This is a genomic window from Salinivibrio sp. IB574 (genome assembly GCF_001996205.1).
GTDB lineage: Bacteria > Pseudomonadota > Gammaproteobacteria > Enterobacterales > Vibrionaceae > Salinivibrio > Salinivibrio proteolyticus.
This window is the reverse complement of record NZ_MUFN01000013.1, coordinates 1-20682: the sequence shown is the minus strand read 5'-3', so window position 1 is coordinate 20682 and position 20682 is coordinate 1. Positions and strand designations below refer to the sequence as shown.

General features: G+C 52.4%; 17 protein-coding genes. 9 read left to right on the top strand and 8 right to left on the bottom strand.

The genetic code is table 11. The annotated features are described in order from the left end of the window. The first annotated feature begins 70 nt into the window (after nt 1–70). Nucleotides 71–832, top strand: coding sequence for a uridine phosphorylase (gene udp, locus BZJ17_RS07955; RefSeq protein ID WP_077456987.1), 762 nt, complete (start codon nt 71–73; stop codon nt 830–832). Between the two features lie 81 nt (nt 833–913). Here the strand turns inward: udp and BZJ17_RS07950 are convergent, their stop codons facing one another. Together BZJ17_RS07950 and yccS are read right to left on the bottom strand one after the other, a co-directional pair. Next, nucleotides 914–2083 (bottom strand): DUF1887 family CARF protein, encoded by a 1170-nt coding sequence (locus BZJ17_RS07950; protein ID WP_077640364.1) that lies wholly within the window; start codon nt 2081–2083, stop codon nt 914–916. A 281-nt stretch (nt 2084–2364) separates the two neighbouring features. After that, the gene (gene yccS / locus BZJ17_RS07945; protein ID WP_241836779.1) at nt 2365–4569 is read right to left on the bottom strand and encodes a YccS family putative transporter; all 2205 of its coding nucleotides are present in this window, start codon (nt 4567–4569) and stop codon (nt 2365–2367) included. A gap of 239 nt (nt 4570–4808) precedes the next feature. Between yccS and helD the strand changes: the two genes are divergently transcribed. Further along, entirely contained in the window at nt 4809–6890 is a 2082-nt protein-coding gene (gene helD / locus BZJ17_RS07940) for a DNA helicase IV (protein WP_077640363.1), read from the top strand. 64 nt (nt 6891–6954) lie between these two features. Here helD and BZJ17_RS07935 read toward each other — a convergent pair whose 3' ends face one another. Further along, on the bottom strand, nt 6955–7410 hold the full coding sequence (locus BZJ17_RS07935; RefSeq protein ID WP_077640362.1) for a methylglyoxal synthase: 456 nt from the start codon (nt 7408–7410) through the stop codon (nt 6955–6957). A 317-nt stretch (nt 7411–7727) separates the two neighbouring features. On the opposite strand from BZJ17_RS07935, the gene BZJ17_RS07930 reads away from it, so the two are divergent. Continuing rightward, on the top strand, nt 7728–8213 hold the full coding sequence (locus BZJ17_RS07930) for a hypothetical protein (protein WP_069588330.1): 486 nt from the start codon (nt 7728–7730) through the stop codon (nt 8211–8213). 29 nt (nt 8214–8242) lie between these two features. Beyond that, on the top strand, nt 8243–9358 hold the full coding sequence (locus BZJ17_RS07925; RefSeq protein ID WP_077640361.1) for an endonuclease/exonuclease/phosphatase family protein: 1116 nt from the start codon (nt 8243–8245) through the stop codon (nt 9356–9358). Here the strand turns inward: BZJ17_RS07925 and BZJ17_RS07920 are convergent. Together BZJ17_RS07920 and BZJ17_RS07915 are read right to left on the bottom strand one after the other, a co-directional pair. Continuing rightward, the gene (locus BZJ17_RS07920; RefSeq protein ID WP_077640360.1) at nt 9355–10227 is read right to left on the bottom strand and encodes a ferric iron reductase; all 873 of its coding nucleotides are present in this window, start codon (nt 10225–10227) and stop codon (nt 9355–9357) included. The genes BZJ17_RS07925 and BZJ17_RS07920 overlap by 4 nt on opposite strands. A gap of 198 nt (nt 10228–10425) precedes the next feature. Continuing rightward, a complete protein-coding gene (locus BZJ17_RS07915) occupies nt 10426–11037 on the bottom strand; it encodes a YitT family protein (RefSeq protein WP_077640359.1) in 612 nt (203 codons plus the stop codon). Between the two features lie 229 nt (nt 11038–11266). Between BZJ17_RS07915 and BZJ17_RS07910 the strand changes: the two genes are divergently transcribed. The 5 genes from BZJ17_RS07910 (at nt 11267) to BZJ17_RS07890 (ending at nt 17632) form a co-directional block, all read left to right on the top strand. Further along, entirely contained in the window at nt 11267–11980 is a 714-nt protein-coding gene (locus BZJ17_RS07910; RefSeq protein ID WP_077640358.1) for a GntR family transcriptional regulator, read from the top strand. A 70-nt stretch (nt 11981–12050) separates the two neighbouring features. Then, a complete protein-coding gene (gene prpB, locus BZJ17_RS07905; protein ID WP_069588340.1) occupies nt 12051–12920 on the top strand; it encodes a methylisocitrate lyase in 870 nt (289 codons plus the stop codon). A gap of 114 nt (nt 12921–13034) precedes the next feature. Further along, complete coding sequence (prpC, locus tag BZJ17_RS07900; protein WP_077640357.1) at nt 13035–14186, top strand: 2-methylcitrate synthase; 1152 nt, start codon at nt 13035–13037, stop codon at nt 14184–14186. A 43-nt stretch (nt 14187–14229) separates the two neighbouring features. Then, a complete protein-coding gene (locus BZJ17_RS07895) occupies nt 14230–15681 on the top strand; it encodes a bifunctional 2-methylcitrate dehydratase/aconitate hydratase (RefSeq protein WP_077640356.1) in 1452 nt (483 codons plus the stop codon). Nucleotides 15682–15727: 46 nt separating this feature from the next. Next, a complete protein-coding gene (locus BZJ17_RS07890) occupies nt 15728–17632 on the top strand; it encodes a propionyl-CoA synthetase (protein WP_277868796.1) in 1905 nt (634 codons plus the stop codon). 65 nt (nt 17633–17697) lie between these two features. Here the strand turns inward: BZJ17_RS07890 and BZJ17_RS07885 are convergent, their stop codons facing one another. From BZJ17_RS07885 to BZJ17_RS07875, 3 genes are all read right to left on the bottom strand, one after another. Continuing rightward, the gene (locus BZJ17_RS07885; protein ID WP_077456961.1) at nt 17698–18657 is read right to left on the bottom strand and encodes a sensor domain-containing diguanylate cyclase; all 960 of its coding nucleotides are present in this window, start codon (nt 18655–18657) and stop codon (nt 17698–17700) included. Between the two features lie 112 nt (nt 18658–18769). After that, entirely contained in the window at nt 18770–19957 is a 1188-nt protein-coding gene (locus BZJ17_RS07880) for a class I SAM-dependent methyltransferase (RefSeq protein WP_069588349.1), read from the bottom strand. A gap of 188 nt (nt 19958–20145) precedes the next feature. After that, nucleotides 20146–20682, bottom strand: a 537-nt coding sequence (locus tag BZJ17_RS07875) for a methyl-accepting chemotaxis protein (protein WP_241836778.1), incomplete at its 5' end; no start/stop codon positions are given.

The window sequence follows — 20682 nt, the reverse complement described above, 5'->3', positions numbered from 1 at the left end:
TCAGGCCTGCTTTGGCAGGCCTTTAATCATTTGAAGATGCTGCTGACAGCATCCAGCGAGGAGACTGATTATGTCTGATACCCCTGTATTCCACCTTGGCGTTAACCATGCCGACCTACAAGGCGCCACCACTGCGATTATTCCCGGCGATCCTGCGCGAGTAGAAAAAATCGCGAACCTGATGGACAACCCAACCTTTCTTGCCTCTCAGCGCGAGTATACCTTGTACCTAGGCTGGTTAGACGGCAAGCCTGTGGTGGTTTGCTCAACCGGTATCGGTGGCCCATCAACCTCGATTGCGGTTGAAGAACTGGCGCAATTGGGTGTGCGCACCTTCTTGCGTGTCGGCACTACCGGCGCCATTCAACCTAACATTAATGTCGGCGATATGATCGTCACCACAGGGTCTGTTCGCCTTGATGGCGCGAGCACCCACTTTGCACCGATGGAATTCCCAGCCGTGGCTAACTTCGATGTGGCAACGGCCATGAAAGCGGCGGTTGATGAAGATGGCGCAACGGTTCACACCGGTGTGACTGCATCAAGCGATACCTTCTATCCGGGCCAAGAGCGCTACGATACCTTCAGTGGTCGTGTCGTGCGTCGTTTCCAAGGCTCGATGCAAGAGTGGCAAGACATGGGCGTACTGAACTTTGAAATGGAGTCCGCCACGCTACTTACCATGTGTGCTAGCTCAGGTCTGCGTGCGGGCTGTGTTGCAGGTGTGATTATTAATCGTACCCAAAAAGAGATCCCTGACCACGCAACGCTTAAAGAAACCGAAACGCGCTCGATCAAGATTGTGGTTGAAGCCGCTCGTAAACTGCTGTAATTCAGACATTCGGTATCAAGACAACGCGGCGCTCATCATGAGCGCCGCGTTTTTTTATGATGGCCAATCTGGGCGCGCGAGTTAGCTGGTGCGAATCGCGACGGTGCCACCGGCGGCGACAAACCAATCATAAAGGTGGGTACGCAGGTTACCAAGTTGATCAGGACCAATCAGTGCTAAGCCCAGATCGGTAGCTCGAGTAATATCGTGATGGCGCAACGGACGGAAGCTCACCAACATCGCTCGCGCCTGTAACCCTCCAAGCAGATCGCGCAGCGACTCTAACTTGTACAAGGTGTCATCGCCATCGCTCGACATGCCTTTGGTTTTACACTCAATAATATGCAGTTTGTTATTGACCACAGTCGCCACATCAAGCTCGTTACGCACTTCGCGCTCGCCAATCTGGCGATACACTTGCACGGAAAGTGAATTATCTTGAATGGTTGGCATTTCTTTTTGAATAGACGTGACGGTGTAATGGACGTAGCTTTCTAACCATTCACCATTGGCAAAGCGACGTGCTTCCTCACAACTAAAGGTTAGCACCCCATTTTGGTATGTTGCGAGCCCAGCTTCAGTCAGATCGTCAAGCAGCATACCGAGTTCACGGTAGCCTTGCTGTTTCTCGCTTAACGTCACATCAAGGCACTGTTCCTTGCGGCACGTGGTGGCTAAATAGTTCAGTGTCGCCAAGCCGGGTCCTAATTCATAAGCATTGCTGGCCCATTTTTCGCCCAAACGATAAATATCATCGGTTAAACAACCGATCACATCGTCATCATGACGCTCACAACGGGCGCCAAAAATCGTGAGGTATTCGGTCAAGCTAATATGGTCTTCGACTTGTTGTTGTGGCAATCCATCTGGATACAACCAGCATAATTCATCGCTATAAGGTTCAATAACATAGCTAGGCCATTGATAAGTGCGAAAAACTTCGTAAGCAGACAGCAGTTGATGACGGAGACCACAGCTCGCGTTAAAAAGGATATCTTCAGAGGTGGTGCTAAGCTGTTCGGCCAGTTGTTTTACTTGGCTTTTTAATTCACGGATATTGATATCATCGGAAATTTCAAAAAACTCGGTTTCGATGCCTTTTGGCGCAAGTACGCGGGTAAGGCGTTCAAATTCTAGGTCTTGCTCAAGGGTGCCTATTAACACCAACTTGCTCACCGGCAGTTGCTGGTGTAACACGGGGGTGACCAATCGGACGGGATCCGAGTCGATGATTCCTACATGAATAGCCATAATTGCTCCAGGCGGGCGATGCGGCTAAACGAGCCGCTAAAAATATAAGTGTATACCCTAGCTTCCAAACGAGTCATTTGGGTATAGCGTTAAGTCACTTAGGTGGCTTTGTTAATAATATCCGGTCTACGACTAGGGCTTTCAACCGTCAACAACGTAAATTGTTGTAAATTGACATCCCGCTGACTTAGCGTTGGCGTGCCAGTCGAGTATCCGCACGCAACGCGAGTATTGGTACACAGGGTGAGTCACCGAAGGCGGAACCTTGGCCCCGCCGTTAATTATGCGCGACTTTGTTTCAGGGCTTGTTGGCGCAGCGTGAGTGTCAACTGGTTAAGCTCTGGCAGCATGCGCTGAATCAGTTGTAATTGCTGCAATACCATCGTCAGCGGTGTGTTATCGACAGTCTCTCCGTAGCCGCCGTGAGTCTGATGCATGTCATCAGTAGTTTGTAACGCCAGCAGTGCATCATGGTTGGTAGGCTGGGCCAGTAGCTCGGTTAATTGGGTTAATCCTTGGTGGATATCACGGTGAAGCTGGGCCACTTTTTGATGGTTGACCTCATCATCCATCCGGCTTCGATGCGCGCCAAGGGCAGAGATATAGCTCAGCATCGCGTTGTTTAAACATAAGAAACGGAAAGTTTCTTCGATATTGGTGCGATAGCGGCCGGGCTCCGCCAACATATTACTGATCGCGGTAGTCAGCTCCGCATCCGCATTGTGCGCTTGGCGCCGCGCAATTCGATAGGTAAGAGTGTCACGTTTACCTACTCGGTACTGAGCAATCACGTGGGCCAAATAGTCCCGATTGGCTTGCAAGGCTTCTGTCATGATCCCGCGGAGACGGTGCGCTTGCCAGTCGGGCAACACATAACGGACCGCCGCAACGGCAATCAAACAGCCAATAACGGTATCGCCCAAACGCGGTAAGATCACTGCGAAACCTTCCCCGAACTGACTAAAGCACATTAATACCAATAAGGTGATAAACAAGGTGGCTAGGGTGTACTGAACGGTGCGGAACGCGAAAAATAGCACCCCAGTGACGACCATCAAGGCCAATTGACTGCTGGGATCGGGAAACAGGTATAAGGCCGGCACGCCGAGTAGCAAGCCAGCCACAGTGCCGACAATCCGCTCTTTAAGCTTACTGCGTGTGGCTGAGTAATTGGTTTGGCAAACGAACTGAATGGTCATCAAGATCCAAAAGCCATGTTCAAGTGATAGACCTTGAATCACGCCATACCCCGCGAGGAGCGATAACGACAAGCGCACTGCATGGCGAAAACGCAACGATCGAAACGTCAGTTGTTGGCGAATGCGAAAGACCATCTCACCAAGCGAACGCGCATCGGGATCAGCCAATTCATTTTCTTGGGCGCGGCTATCAACTGCGAGGTTACTCAAACTCGCCAACTGCTGCTCAACCGTCTCCAGGTTTTTGTATAAAAACTGCAACTGATTTAGCAATGCGGTGCGAGTATGGCTGTCTTGGTGTTTAGCCAAATACGCCATCGATTGCTGGATAGCCGTTAACGCTTGCTGCCCTGCATGATGATGTTGATAGCTGATCCCCAACGAGAGCGCTTGCGCTACCTCACGGCATGCGCGCGCTTGCACATTGAGCAATGCTTCGAAGCGAAACAAAATGTCCGAGTGGAAAAAGTGGGCGGCAAGATCTTGGTAACGATAATGGGATGAGCTAACCCGCTCGTGAATGTCTTGGGCGATAAAATACGTTTGCAGCAAGGTTTGATGCCGCTGGGTCAGACGGCCGCGTCGTGCTCGCGCCAGTAATGATGCTTTGGCTTGGTTGAGCGCGGCTACCACTTGCGCATTTTGGTTGGCGGCGGCGATGCGGGTAGGTTGCGGAACCAATTCGGCAACCGGATGGAACAAACTAGACTTGGTTTCCATGTAAGTGGCGGTTTGACGAAAGACCGCTGCGAGCCGATGCTGCACGGGACGGTGCGGCCAAATCACAATCCAAACCAGTGATAGTAACCCGTACCAAAATGCGCCTGAGAGCAGCATCATGGGTTGAAGCCACAGATCACTGCCTTGCTCCATCCCCAACATGGTGTATACCGCCAGTAGCAATGAGGCAAAGGCGATGGTGCCATAACGCTCCCCAATAGCCCCCAGCATGATAAAGCCAAAACTGGAAACGGTTAGCCCTAATGCAAACAGCCAAGGCCAATCGTAAAGCAATTCAACTGAGAAAGAGGCGACCGCGAAGCAGGTTAGCGTCACGCCCAAGGCTTWTATCCGCCCCCATAGGTGATCATCCACTTCCGCTAATGCTGAAGCGATGACCCCGAGCACCAGTGGCGTGACAATATCGGTGCGACCAGCGTATCCCGCGTAAAGGGCAACCCCCATTAAAGCGATTAGGACGCGGATACTGTCATTGATGCGGTGGTTCGCCCAGTATTCGCGTAGCGTCAGTGGCATCGAAGGAAAGCGTGGCAACGAAAAGGACATAAAAACACGGATTAAGCCAACAATGAGGGCAAGATAGCAGAAAGATACTGAAAAACTAAGCGTCATCCGCGCGTTTTCGTGCGCTTTTTAGAAATAGCTTGCGACAAGTCAAATCCATAGCGTGCTATAGGTGATGCGGCGGGAAGCCATATTGCTAGTGAATTGATTTATCGAGAGTTGCGCAGTAGCATGCCTGTCATCTTATCAAGGCTGGAAAGCGCGTTTTTACGCACTGACTCATGAGTATGAAACTCTCCGCAAACCGCTGGGCACAATGGCTTGTTTATGGCGACCATTACAGCTTGCAGCTCGAAGATGACGGCTTACTGCTCGAATCTCGCCACCATCGTCAATACATTCCTTTTTCGGCATGGGATGGGCAGCTCACGGTGTCGCGCGGGTTGCTGTGGGGAACGATTTCGCTCACCGGTTATACTGACGAGGGCAATCCGCTACCTTTTGAGGTCTTTGGCTTGCCTTGGCACCGTGCCCAGCAGGCAGGGCAAACCATTTATCGCAGTTATCAAGCCTATATTGCCCGTTATCAAAAACGGCTGGCGATGATCCGGCCCAGTTTGCTGGCAGAGTATGATGCACTGGTGAATGCACCCGCTTATGTTCGCTTATCGCAATTGCGCGCGACGCAACAAATCCTAGTCGACAAGCTAGAAGGCGAGGGGATCCCAGCCTCATTCTTGGCTAGCTTAGATGAAGTGATGGCAACGACACTGGCACCCGTTTTACGGGGGGATAAACAGTGGCTCAAGACGCGCAATCAGCAATGGCAAGCGATGATGCTCAATCAGTGGCAAGCTTGGTTTGATCGCATCGAATCATCGCCATTGAATGACGGGCAGCGTGCCGCCGTGCTCACCGATGAATCTCATACCTTGGTGGTGGCGGGGCCCGGTAGTGGAAAAACTAGCGTATTAGTGGCACGCGCCGCGTATTTAATTGAAAGTGGTCAAGCCAAACCAGAGCAGCTATTGCTGCTGGCCTTTGGTCGTGATGCTGCTGAAGAACTGAAAACGCGGATAAAAACCAAAACCGGCCATGAAGTGAATGTCACTACCTTTCATGGCTTTGCCCGCCAGCAACTTGTCGAGCACCAAGGGCAGGCGCCGATGATTTCTCCACTCGCCAGTGATGAGACGGCCAAAGCGGCCTGGCTGACTCAAACACTCGCCGAACAGTGGCAACAGCCCACTCACCGTAAAGCATGGGACAAACTGCATCAGCAACAAACACTGCCGCTTGATGATAACGCTGAACTGACTGCGTGTGCCTATGATAGCCGGTTGCACACTTGGGTTTGGTCGCGCCTTTCACGAGTGATCCAAGCCAATACCACCAAGCGTGCGCTGAACGATAAGCTGGCAAGCTTTGAGGAGCAGGCCGCCTTAAAAAATGAACTGGCCGTGATTTGGCCATTGTACCAAGCCTACAAACAGGCGCTAAAAGCGGAGAACGCGGTAGACTTTGACAGCTTGATTACCCAAGCCACTAAGCTGTTTCAGCAGCGAAAATTCACCACGCCCATCCAGTTTGTCATGGTCGATGAATACCAAGACATTTCGCCTGCACGATTGGCAATGTTAGAGGCACTGTGTCACGGTAAAGCGGACAGTGAAACCCAATCACCACGTGCCTCGCTATATGCCGTGGGAGATGATTGGCAAGCTATTTATCGCTTTGCTGGTGCCGATGTCGGCTTAACCACAGAGTTTGCGCAGCGTTTCGGTGACAGCGAAATTTGCTGGCTGACCACCTGTTATCGCTATCCGTCTACCTTGGGGAAGGTGGCGCAGCAGTTCATTGAGCAAAACCCCAAGCAGCTCAGCAAACAGTTGGATTATGCGCGTGACAAGGCACCAGCGAAAGCGCCTAAAGCGATCAAAGCGATCACGGACGACAAGTTAGATAAAACCTTGGCAAGCCTTGCCAAAAAGTATGCTAACGCAGAGCATGCAGTGAGTGTGATGCTGCTAGGCCGCACGCACGCTATTCGTCCTGACGCGCTAGAAAGCTGGCAGAATGCGTATCCTTCATTGACGCTTCGCTATACCACCGCACACGCCAGCAAGGGGCAAGAAGCCCACTATGTGTTTATCCTCGGCATGGATGATGGGGTCTTCCCGGCCAAGCCGCGTTCGCTCTCACTCGGTGAGGCATTGTTAGGGAAAAATGAAGAGCCAATTGAGCACGCGGAAGAGCGGCGATTGTTTTATGTCGCCCTGACGCGGGCCCAAAAACAAGTGTGGCTAGTACACCAAAAAGGCCATGCCTCACCGTTTGTGGAGGAACTGAAAGGGTATCTGTGAGAAAGTCCCCGCACTGTTAGTCATAGGCGACATTGCTCATCGACGGACAGTGCGGGGTAAAAGATTACAAGCGCTCGTCTAAATAAGCTTGATAATCAGGGATTTGAATATCCACCTCTTGGCCAAATAGCGGCGAAGTGATCAAAAAGCGTGCGGTTGAGCGATTGGTAGCAATCGGAATGTTCCATACAGAGCTGACACGCAGCAACGCCTTAACATCAGGGTCGTGTGGTACGGCATTGAGCGGATCCCAAAAGAAAATCATCGCATCAATTTTCTGTTCAGAAATCATGGCACCTAGTTGCTGGTCACCGCCCATGGGACCGCTGATCAGCGGGGTGATTTTTAATCCGGTTTCTCGCGCAAGAATATGCCCCGTGGTGCCGGTGGCATAAAGCTCATGCTCACTGAGTGTCGCTTTGTTTTCTTTTACCCACTCAGTCAAAGCGTCTTTGTAGTGATCGTGCGCCACTAATGCAACGTGTTTGCGCGCGGACATGGTGCGAGACGTTTGTTTCATGCTGCTTCCTATTTAAAACATGGCGGTTTAACGTCAAACTGCGTTTAGCAGGGTGTTATCGAAGCCTAATTCAATCCGGTAGTGAAATATAGCGTACCGCTGACAAAACCTTGGCATAGCACTGTTTAGAGTGCCACATAATAAGAAAAAACTAACGCATTCAATGAAAAACGTCAGGATTTTCAGTCACAAGTTAACCAAGCACGCAAAAGTAGCGCGACAACCCATCGAAGTGGCAACAAAAAGGCTACAGTTAACTAACAAGGCAAAGGAAGTGCCTAGTCATGCAGGAGAGTTTATGAGCAAGGAGTACGCGTATGTGGGTGACACTGGATTTTGAAGCATCCGGTTTGTCGTTATCGTCTTATCCCATCGAGGTGGGATACGTGTTGCCAAGTGGCGACAGCAACAGTTTTTTGATTGACCCTTCCACCGCCAGTGGCCACTGGAATCACTGGGATAAAGAAGCCGAAACCCGAATACATGGGATCTCGCGTGAACGCCTTTTTAGCGAAGGCATCAGTGTGCTCGATGTATGCCAGCATCTCAACCAGACCCTCGCGCCTTTTGATCATGTTTTGTGCGACAGTCAATGGGATCTGTTTTGGATGGGGCGGCTTTACAAAGCCTGCTACATGCGCCCTTCATTCACCCTAATGGAGGTGAATCAGTGGCTAAAAAAGCACAGTGATCTCGATCGGCGTGACTTTAGCCGCGAAATGGAGGCGTTGGGGCCAGCACCGCATCGTGCTGAAGAAGATGCGCGACAAATTCGTCGTGCCCTCGATAGCTTGTTAAAATAGCCCATCATGTAGCGCATTGTTGGGATGTTATGACAGCACCTTCAACCCTTAGGTTGGCACAATTCAACCTGTCTCTGGCTGGGCGTCAGCCCGGCGAAATTAAAGCAAAGATGCTAGCGCCTACCCCCAGCCGACAAATTAAAAATCTCGCCGCGACCATACAACGAGTGCGACCCGATGTGGTGGTACTTTGTGAATTTGATCATCCAGGTGATGGCGGTGATGATGGGGCGCTCGCCGCATTTTGTGAACGCCACTTGGCCGAATCGCAACACGGTGAAACGCCGATTGATTATCCGTATCGCTATTTACCCGCCACCAACACGGGGTTAAAACTGACGGTGCCGGTCAGCGAGCATCAACGCTTAACGGAGGCCCAGCAATGCCATGGATTTGGCGATTATCATGGTCAATTTGGTTATGTGATTTTATCGCGTTATCCCATCGAAGACACCGAAATTCGCACTTGGCAGCATTTCGCGTGGCATCAATTACCTCACCATCAACTCCCTGCGGATTATTACACCGAACAAGCACAACAGGCGCTACGTCTCGCCTCGAAAAACTTGGTTTCAGTGCCGATTTTGGTTGGTGATGATCGAATACAGGTGGTGGCGTGTCATCCCACACCGCCCGTGTTTGATGGGCCAGAAAAGCGTAACTGGCGGCGCAACAGTGATGAAATTCACCAACTGATTGGCCTTTTGGATAATGTCGATTGGTTGGTGGACGACAAGGGCGCTCACGGCGGAATATCTCCCAAGACACCGTTTGTGGTAATTGGCGATTTAAATGCAGACCCGAGCTACGGTGATGGGGATAAGCAAGCCATTGGCGCCTTGCTTCACCATCCGCGTGTGCATCCCGAGGTTGCTATCGGCACGCAGGTGCCAAAAAGTGACGCGGCCCAGTCTCACGCGTTTCGCTTTATCAATGGTAAAGGGCGGGCAATTGCTACCCATAACGGTGGGTTGCGCCTCGATTATGTCCTACCTTCGCGTGAGCTCGCGGTGTTAGCCTCCGGCGTATTTTGGCCTGCCCCTGATGATGCCGACTACCCACTGATTTGTGATAAAAACGGCCAAGAGCATGCGCGTGCTCACTCCGATCATCGCCTTGTTTGGGTCGATGTGGCGCTGAGTTAGCGAGGCTGCGTATCCAGCGCCACGCCTTCACGCTGACACGCAACTTCTGCGAGGCGCTTAGCTTGTTCGTCAGGCTTTAAAAAACAGCAGGTTGAACAATAACTGTGTTCATCCACGGTAAAGATCCGGCAGCAGCCGCCGCGCAAACGGAAGCTGTGGATTTGTAATACGGTTTGCGTGTCGTTCGGATCGTAGACGGTGACATCGTGAAAACCACTGCGCTTGCTATAAAGCGGGGTGCCGCGTTGATGGACGATCGACAGCGCGGCGTCACGTGCGGCCTGCTCGCAATCACGATGTTTACCCACCATCAAAAAGGCAATACAGATTGAATCGGCAACCACTTTCCAAAGTGGCCCCTCACGCATACCGCTTTGTTCCGCGACCGCATCGACGATAGGTGAAAAGTGGCGTAATAACGCGCCGTGCAAAATAGTTAGCCACTCTTCTGCCGCGGGTTGTTTCCAGCCAATCAAGGCATTGAGATAAAAATGTGGCTTGTGATACACCAGCTCCTTGCCATTCGGTTTAGTGACGCGGGTAGGTTGGTATTTAACTTGCCAGTTATCTAAGTCCAGCGAGGGGAGCTGTCCAGCCTGAAGCCAGCTAGCCAGCACCGGAAGCAAAAACTCATAGGCATAGGCACCGATAAAAAGCGTGCCTTGAGCGCGGCTATCGGCATCGCCATAGGTCGAGTTTACCGTGGCAAAACATTGTGCGAGACCTTGTGGTGTGGTGAGTTGTTCCCGAAGCGACACGCCTTGCACATCATCAGGGATCACTGACAAGCCTAAAGCAGTGGGAAAAGGGGACAGTGCAACCGCGGCAGGCAGTTGTGGTGTGTCAAAGCTAGGATCGGCCGCGTTCATCAACACTCCTTATGATTGGCGCCTAAAAGGCGGAATTTAGCATGTGCAGCAATCAATTGTAAGAGTGATTCGTATTTAGATGTCGAGGCGCTATCGTAACGATTGGGGAAAAGGTGTCGCAGAGGAAGTGATTGAAAAAAGAGGCGGAAGGCCGCCTCTATCTATATTTATCTGTGTTTTCCGTGTCATTCACGCCCGCTATGCGGCTTGGGGTGGCTGAACTTGGTAGCGTCCGGGTTTATGGTTCATGGCAAGGACAAGATTGGTGGTGATTGCGGCAGCGACCGATAAGCCAATTAGCCAAGGCTCGACCACTAGCAGCGATAAGATCACAATCGAGCAATCCAGCGCCATTTGCACTTTTCCGGCACGGATGCCAAACCGTTGCTGCAAAAACAGCGCTAAGGTGTTAAATCCGCCCAAACTGCATTGATGGCGGAACATCACTAGCATGCCCATGCCGAWTAGCCCGCCGCCAAATAGCGCGGCATAAACAGGATGAATGGTGTTGATGGTGAGCACTGCGGTTAAATGATCGGCGCAAAATGAGACGATGCTGACCGCAACCAAGGTACTTAAGGTAAAGCGTTTCCCCATTTGGGTGTAGGCGAGCCAATAAAAAGGCAGGTTGATCACGAAGAAAAGCTCACCAAAACTGAAGTCAGTGACTCGCTGTAAAAACAGCGCTAATCCAGCGGTGCCGCCGGTCAGTAAACCTACTTGGTTGAAAAAGAAGATGCCGAGTGACACCAAACTACTGCCGATAAGCAGCGCGAGTGCGTTTTCACGCTTGGAATGATTTCTATCCATATTTGCGTTCTATCCCTATTAAAACGACCGCACTACCATACGCCGCTCTCGCAATAGGTCGAGTCAAACGCCCGTTTGATAACAAGTGAATAACAATTCAATGCGTACATTATCATTTACGTTGTGGTTTTGATCACGATAAAAAGGCGCCGCTACAGACCAAAGTCTAATCTACATTGTCTACAATCTTATTCTATTCTGGCTTTATTGAAGTTATTAGGCGGTATTTATGTCTTTATTGTCGACAAATGACCAATTTCTCGCGCAGCACGCGCAATCGTTGCCGGCTGATTCACGTGAGCCCACCAAGTCAGCCAGCCTGACCGAGCAGCTTATCGAGGCGATTGTCACCGGCACCTATCCAGCGGGCACCAAGGTATCGGAAGCAGGGTTGGCTGCTGCATTTGGCGTCAGTCGAGGGCCACTGCGCGAGGCCATGATGCGGGTCGAAGCCTTAGGGTTGGTCGAGCGCGTCCCTCATGTGGGCGCGAGAGTAGTGACACTCACCCATCGACAATTGGCGGAGATTTACGCGGTACGAGAAGCGTTAGAAGGCATGGCCGCAAGACTGGCTTGCGCGCACATCACCGATGCGGAAATTGAGCAGCTCAGTGCGGTGCTCGACACCCACCATGCCTATATCGAACGGGTGGAAGGGGCGGCCTACTTTCACCAACAAGGCGATTTTGATTTTCATTATTGCATCATCAAAGCCAGCCATAACCAGAAACTGATCAACCTGTTGTGTGGTGAGTTGTATCACCTCTTGCGGATGTACCGGTTTCAATCGCCGCGGGCCCATTCTCGCCCTAAGCAGGCGCTGCAAGAGCACATGCAAATATTAGCGGCAATTCGCGAGCGAGATGCCGAGTTGGCGGAAATGCTGATGCGTCGTCATATTCAGCGCAGTCGCCAACTGATTGAACAGCAAATTACCGATTAACTAACATGCTATTGGCTACGAAATGCCGGCGGTTCAACCCGCTAAGCCATGAGCTCAAAAGGAGAATGCTATGAGTGCAGGTGCACGTTTTCGCCAAGCGGTACGCAACAATATTCCGCTGCAAGTCGTCGGCACAATTAACCCCTATTGCGCCATGATGGCAGAGCGGGTGGGGCATCAAGCCATTTATCTATCCGGAGGCGGGATTGCTAACGCCTCTTACGGCTTACCGGATTTGGGGATTACGACTCTCAACGATGTGTTGGAAGATGTCCGCCGGATCACCGCAGCGACAGACGTACCCTTGCTGGTGGATATTGATACCGGCTTTGGCGGTGCGCTCAATATTGCTCGCACTATTCGTGAAATGGAACGAGCCGGCGCGGGCGCGGTGCATATGGAAGATCAAGTGGCGCAAAAGCGCTGCGGTCATCGCCCTAACAAAGAAATTGTCAGCCAAGCTGAAATGGTCGACCGCATTAAAGCCGCGGTGGACGCGCGCACCGATCCTGAATTTGTGATCATGGCGCGCACTGATGCCTTGGCGGTGGAAGGCATGGACAGTGCCGTCGCCCGCGCCAGAGCGTACGTAGAAGCGGGAGCGGACATGATTTTCCCCGAAGCCATGCAAACACTCGAGCAGTACCAAGCCTTTGTCGAGCAAGTAAAGGTGCCGGTACTGGCGAATATCACCGAGTTTGGTCAAACCCCGCTGTTTACCAGCCAAGAACTGGCGGGCGTCGGGGTCAGCATGGTGCTGTATCCGCTCTCTGCGTTTCGTGCTATGAACCAAGCCGCTCTCAATGTGTATCAACACCTGCTGGATGATGGCCACCAAAAAAACGTGGTCGACACCATGCAAACCCGTGATGCCCTTTATGACTTCTTGGGCTATCACACCTACGAACAGCAATTGGATCGCCTATTTGGAAAAGAGTGATCACAGACGCACACCCTCGGTGTGAAAACGTCGGTTACACCACTGGAATTATCGCCACGTTCACGGATTCATGCAGCGGTTGAATCTGATGGCATCAAAGGAAAGGAGCCAATCATGACAAATGTCGCCGTCGCACCCAAAGATAAATCACTCTCCGGCGCGGGCCTTCGCGGACAAAGTGCCGGCACCACCGCCTTGTGTACGGTGGGGCAAACCGGCACTGGATTAACCTATCGCGGTTATGACATTACCGATTTAGCCAATCACGCCCAATTTGAGGAAGTGGCTTACCTGCTACTCAAAGGCCAACTCCCCAATCGCCAAGCGCTGGCTGACTACACAGAAACCTTGGTTGGCAAGCGGGGGTTACCTGACGCCTTAAAAGCCGTGCTGGAGCGAATTCCTGCCAATGCGCACCCCATGGATGTGATGCGTACTGGTTGCTCGATGCTGGGTAACTTGGATCAAGAAACCGACTTTAGTGAGCAAGCGGATAAAACCGATACGCTGTTGGCGATGTTGCCGGCCATTATATGCTATTGGTATCGCTATTCGCATGATGGCGTGCGAGTCGATACCTATCAGCCGGAGGTGAAAAGCATTGGCGGTTACTTCCTCAAAATGCTCACTGATGAAACCCCGTCGCCACTGCATGAGTCTGTGATGCATTGCTCGCTGGTGCTGTATGCCGAGCATGAGTTCAATGCTTCGACCTTTACCGCCCGTGTGTGCGCGTCCACTTTGTCTGATTTGCACTCTTGCATTACCGCGGCCATCGGCAGCTTGCGCGGCCCATTGCATGGCGGTGCCAATGAAGCGGCGATGGCGATGCTAGAACAATGGCGCACACCTGACGAAGCCGAAGCAGGGTTAATGCAAATGCTCGCCAATAAAGACAAGGTGATGGGCTTTGGTCATGCGATTTATCGTGAGTCAGACCCCCGCAATGCGCTTATCAAACATTGGTCGAAACAGCTAGCGCAAAACGCGCCAGACGCTTGGCTGTACGACGTGTCTGAGCGGGTCGAACAAGTGATGAAGCGCGAGAAAGGCTTGTTCCCCAATGCCGATTTTTATCACGCATCGGCCTATCACTTTATGGGGATCCCAACCAAATTGTTTACCCCGATTTTTGTGATGAGCCGAGTAACGGGCTGGGCGGCGCATGTGTTTGAGCAGCGCGCTAATAACCGCATTATTCGCCCAAGTGCCGATTACGACGGCCCTGAACACCAAGATTGGCTACCTATCGATCAGCGCTCTTAATCAGCGCGCATTCTCCCGATTGAAATCACAGAAGGAATTGACCATGAGCAACAACGTAGAACTAAACCAGCGCCCTGACCCTGATGCCTTATTGGTGCAAATTGCTGACTATGTCGATAGCACGCCGATTGCCTCGGCAGAGGCCTACAACACCGCACGCAACTGTTTGATGGATACCCTTGGCTGTGGCTTGCTGGCGCTACGTTTCCCTGAATGTACCAAACACTTAGGGCCACTGGTGCCGGGCACCACAGTACGCCACGGGGCGCGGGTACCGGGCACCTCTCACGAGCTTGATCCGGTCACCGCCGCGTTTAACATCGGTTGTATTATTCGCTGGCTCGATTTTAACGATACTTGGCTCGCCGCCGAGTGGGGCCATCCGTCAGATAACTTGGGCGGGATTTTGGCCACCGCCGATTATTTAAGCCGCGTGGCCGTGGCCGAAGGCAAACCACCACTCACCAKGCGCGATGTGTTGACCGCGATGATCAAAGCGCATGAGATCCAAGGCGTGCTCGCCCTTGAGAATAGCTTTAACCGTGTCGGGCTCGATCACGTTTTATTGGTGCGCGTGGCATCAACAGCCGTGGTCACCAAAATGCTGGGCGGCAATCGCGATCAGATCATTGATGCCGTTTCACAAGCTTGGGTGGATGGCTGTGCGCTGCGCACCTACCGCCATGCGCCGAACGCCGGTTCGCGCAAATCGTGGGCGGCGGGCGATGCCACCTCTCGCGCGGTGCGGTTGGCGATGATCACCATGAAAGGCGAGATGGGCTTGCCGTCGGTGCTCAGCGCACCTAAGTGGGGCTATTACGATGTGCTGTTTAATGGCAACGCTTTTAGTGTCAAACAAGACTTTGCCAGCTACGTAATGGAAAACGTGCTGTTTAAGATTTCTTTCCCTGCTGAGTTTCATGCTCAAACCGCGGTGGAAGCGGCGGTGACTTTACATTCACAGGTGAAAGACCGCGTGGATGAGATTGAACGTATTGAAATCACCACCCATGAATCCGCCATTCGCATCATTTCTAAAGAAGGGGAGTTGGCTAACCCGGCTGACCGTGACCACTGCCTGCAATATATGGTGGCAGTACCGCTGCTATACGGCAATCTAGTGGCCGAGCACTATGAAGACGCTTTCCATCACGCCGACCCGCGTATTGACGCGCTACGGCAAAAAATGGTGATCAAAGAAGACCCACGCTATAGCGCGGAATATCTAGAAGCCGATAAGCGCTCGATTGCCAATGCGATCCAAATCTTCTTTACCGATGGTAGCAGCACTGAACAAGTCGCCGTGGAATATCCGATTGGTCATCGCCGTCGTCGCGAGGAAGGGATCCCCGTGCTGGAGCAAAAATTCCGCACCAACTTGGCGACCCGTTTCCCGCGCGCACAGAGTGAAAAAATTGTTGCCTTGTGTAGCGATCAGGCGGCGCTGGAGAAAACCCCGGTGCACGAATTTATGTCGTTGTTTGTGATTAACTAAGCACGCGGAATGAATCCATTGCTTGCAAACGTATCGCCTGCCAAGGGTGGGCGATAAGGAGCCGCTTATGCAAGAAGCAAGTTACCAACACCATGCGGATTGGGCCAGTCGTGACCCCGAGGAATTTTGGCAGGCACAGGCCAAGCAGCTCGATTGGTTTACCTTTCCACAAACCATTCTTAGCAAAGACGATAATGGCATTGAGCGCTGGTTTGCTGATGGCACCATGAATACCGCTTATATGGCACTCGATGCGCATGTTGAACAAGGTCGGGGCGAACAAACCGCGCTTATTTACGACTCGCCGGTTACCGACAAAAAAACCACCTACACTTATGCCGCGTTGCGTGACTACGTGGCGAAAGTTGCTGGCATGCTGGCAGAGTTAGGGGTNAAGGGGGATCGCGTGGTGATTTATATGCCCATGATCCCAGAAGCMACCGTRGCGATGCTCGCWTGTGCACGGCTTGGTGCKATYCATTCGGTGGTGTTTGGTGGCTTTGCCCCGAACGAGCTGGCCGTACGGATTGAAGATGCAGAACCTAAAGTGGTGCTTACCGCCTCATGCGGCATCGAGGGCGCGAAAACCTTGGCCTATAAGCCGATGGTTGATCAGGCCATCATGGACAGTCGCTACAAACCCGACCATGTGGTGGTCTATCAGCGTACGATGTGTCGTGCCAATTTAGACAATCCGCGTGATGCTGATTGGGCGTCGTTATTAGCTGAAGCCACCCCTGCAGCGCCGGTGCCCGTCAATGCCACCGATCCTCTATATATCCTCTATACCTCCGGCACCACGGGCAAACCCAAAGGCGTAGTGCGTGACAATGGCGGCCACGCGGTGGCGATGAAGTACAGCATGAGCGCGATCTACAACGTCAAACCCGGTGAAGTGTTTTGGGCCGCATCGGATGTCGGCTGGGTAGTGGGGCACTCGTATATTGTGTATGCCCCTTTGCTACACGGCTGCACCACGGTGATGTTTGAAGGCAAGCCAGTCGGTACACCGGATGCGGGAGCGTTTTGGCGTGTATGTGATGAGCATAACGTCAGCATCTTATTCTCGGCGCCTACCGCCTTTCGGGCGATTAAAAAGCAAGACCCAAATGGTGAGCACCTTGCGCGCTATCCGATGACATCTTTACGTACGGTGTTTATGGCCGGCGAGCGGCTTGATCCACCGACATTGGAGTGGGTGGAAGAAAAGACCCAGCGACCCGTGGTGGATCACTGGTGGCAAACCGAAACTGGCTGGGCGATTGCGGGCAATCCATTGGGGTTAACCTGCTTTGCGACCAAGCCCGGTTCGGCAACCATGCCAAGTCCTGGCTATCAGGTGTGTATTCTCGATGAAATGGGCGAGATTGCCGCACCAAACCAGCAAGGGTACATTGCCGTGAAGCGTCCTCTGCCGCCCAGCTGCCTGCCGACGGTGTGGCGCAACCACGATCGCTTTGAATCTGGCTATCTTAGCCAATTCCCCGGCTACTATGTTTCGGGTGATGGCGGCTACATGGACGAAGATGGCTACGTATTTGTGATGGGACGGATTGATGATGTGATTAACGTCGCGGGCCACCGCTTATCGACCGGCGAAATGGAAGAGGTGTTAGGCAGCCATGAAGCGGTCGCCGAATGTGCGGTGGTGGGCATGCACGATGAGCTCAAAGGCCAATTGCCGCTCGGCTTGGTGGTACTGAAAGACGGTTTTGTCTCAGTGAGTGGCGAGATAGAGCGGGAGTTGGTGCAGCGTGTGCGGGATCAAATTGGCGCGATCGCTTGCTTTAAACACGCGGTTATCGTGGAGAAGTTGCCTAAAACACGCTCAGGTAAAATCTTGCGTCGTATTATTCGCCAGATGGCGGATGGCGAATCTTACCAAGTCCCCTCGACGATTGATGATCCGAGCAGTTTGGAGACCATTGCAGCGGCGCTGTCTTCTTCCTAATAGGAATAGGCAGGCATTCGCACGAGTATTAACGCAAAGCGGGGTAGGACACCCCGCTTTTTGGCTTACACCTTGGCATTTTTTTGCTGGTACATCTTGGTGTCGGCTTCATCCAGTAGATCATCCAAGCTGCGCGGCGTCGACATGGAGCTGGTCGCCACGCCATAACTGAATGAGATAGGGTAGGTGTGGCGATTGATTTGATTAAACCGCTCCACCACACCGGCAAAACGGTCGAGTGCTTGCTCGGCGGCTTCACGCCCAGCACCGGAGAGAAACACCACAAATTCATCGCCACCAAACCGCGCAAACACATCGGATTCGCGCATGTTGGCGCGCAGCAGATTAGCCATATGACGAAGGGCGATATCCCCTTCGGAATGACCATAAGTATCATTGATGATTTTAAAATCGTTTAAATCGATGAATGCGAGTGAATACGGCGAATTCATGCGCTGACAGTGCTGTACGGCGCGACTGGCTAGCTGCATAAAGCCGCGTCGATTAGATATTCCCGTGAGATCATCGGTATATGCGGTTTGCGCTGAGGAGAGCTCACTCTCGGCGAGTAGGGCCAAATCCTTCAAAAAGCGCAGATCTTCATCGCTAAAACGGCGCGGCTTATCATCAATCACACACAAGGTGCCCATGTTGCTCCCGTCGCCGAGCGAGAGCGGGTATCCGGCATAAAAGCGAATATGTGGCTCGCCTGCAACAAGGGGATTATCAGCGAAGCGTGGATCGAGGCTGGCGTCTTTCACCACAAAGGGTTGATCGCCCAAAATAGCATGACCACAAAAAGAGATATCGCGTGGCGTTTGGCGCACGTTAAGGCCAAAGCAGGATTTAAACCACTGGCGATCATCGTCAATGAGGCTGACGAGGGCGATAGGGACATCGAAAAGGCGTTTAGCTAAGCGAGTGATGCGATCAAAGCGCTCTTCGTCTTCGGTATCAAGCACGCCAGTGTCTTGTAATTTTTTGAGGCGTTGAGCTTCGTCGTTGGGCTTAATGGGGCTTAGCATCTGAACACTCCTGTCGGGTCGCTACTTACTTAAACGTAGATTCATCAGACAATTGTGTCCAGAAGTGCGGACGCGCTTTGCGCCCGTCCGCACACCAGTTAAAGACCGTGTGTTATTGCACCAAACACGCAAAGCCTTTGAGGTAAAAACCTTCTGGATATGCACTGTGAGTGGGATGGTCCGCCGCTTGTGCAAAGCGCTCAATAAACTGCACGTTTTTACCGGCATCTAATGCCGCGTCTGCCAGTATCTTTTGGAACAGGCCCGCATCCATTAAGCCCGAGCACGAATAGCTGAGCAGCACACCGCCCGGATTAAGAAGCTGCATAGCGAGCATATTAATATCTTTGTAGCCGCGACATGCGCCGGTCAGTTGGGATTTGGACTCTGCAAATTTGGGCGGATCCATCACAATCACATCAAAGCGCTCGCCTTGTTCGCGATAAGTGCGCAGCAGCTTGAACACATCGGCATTCACAAACTCAGCACGGGTGAGATCAAAGCCGTTTCGCGCCGCATTGGCTTTCGCTTTGTCGAGCGCGGGCTGTGACACATCCACATTAGTGACCTGCTTAGCATTGCCTTTTTGCGCATACAAGCCAAAACCGCCGGTGTAACAAAAGCAGTTTAAGACCCGTTTGTCATCCATGTATTTCACCGCTTGTTCGCGGCTATCCCGTTGGTCGAGATAAAAACCGGTTTTGTGGCCATTGGCAATATCGACTTCAATCGCCACGCCGTTTTCTTCGATGATGACGGACGCAGGCGGTTCCTCACCGTGTAAAACGCCGGTGCGCGGTTTAAGGCCTTCTTTTTTGCGAATCGCCACATCGGAACGCTCGTAGATATGGCACTCTGGAAACTCGGTACGCAGGGCATTAACGAGGTTATCACGCTGAGCATCCGCGCCGGCGCTAAGCAATTGACACACCAAGTAGTTATCGTACTTGTCGACGGTGATACCGGGGACGCCGTCAGACTCAGCGGCTAATAGGCGATAACCAGTGAGCCCATCACGCTGAGCGAGCATGGTGCGCAGCGGCTTTGCCGCACGAATACGGGCAAGGAAAAAGTCACTGTCGATGGGGGTTTTTTCAAAACACCACATGCGAACTCGAATTTGCGATTGCGGTGAATAGGCGCCTAGCCCTAAAAATTCACCTTGATGATCACAAACAGTGACCGTGTCACCCAAAGCAGGTTTTCCTTCGATGCGGGCAATGCCGCGCGAGAAAATCCAAGGATGGCGGCGTTTGATGGATTTATCGCGGCCTTTGGCGAGATACACAGTGGCAGTCATGGGCGTTCCTAACAATTTGATGGTGCAAAACACGTCAAAATGCTGAGTAAGGCACCTGCATCATGACGTGACTTGCGGATAAAGCAAAAAAGGGCGGGTATTGTCGAGCAAGGCTGGTGTCATTGCAATAAAAACGCGCCCAGAGGTGGGCGCGTGATAGGAAGCATACGGACGGTACACCAAGGGAGTTAGGTACGAAGTCCTGCCACCAAGGTTTTCAATTGCTGGGCTTGCGTGCCAAGCTCGCTGACTTCGGTCGCAGAATCTCGCAGCATTTGTGCGACTTGCGTGGACTGGCTGCGCACCTGTTCGACATCTTGTGAAATCGTACTCGCCACGTTGCCTTGTTGCTCGGCGGCGGCTGCAATTTCGGTACTGCGATCAGAAATCGTGCTGCTACGAGCGGCGATTTGGCTGATCTCGGCATCAATCTCTTGCACCGCAGCTTCGCTGGCAGACGCATTTTCGACTGTGCCCTCCATAACGCGACGCAACTCAGTGGTATGCGTTTGCAGCGACTCAATCATGGTTTGAATATCGACCGTGGACTCTTGAGTGCGGCTTGCCAAGGTGCGCACCTCATCGGCGACTACCGCAAAGCCACGCCCTTGCTCGCCCGCACGGGCAGCCTCGATCGCCGCATTCAGGGCCAATAAGTTGGTCTGCTCGCTGATGGCGTTGATGGTGGTCACCACGCTGCCAATTTGCTCAGCATTTTGATTCAG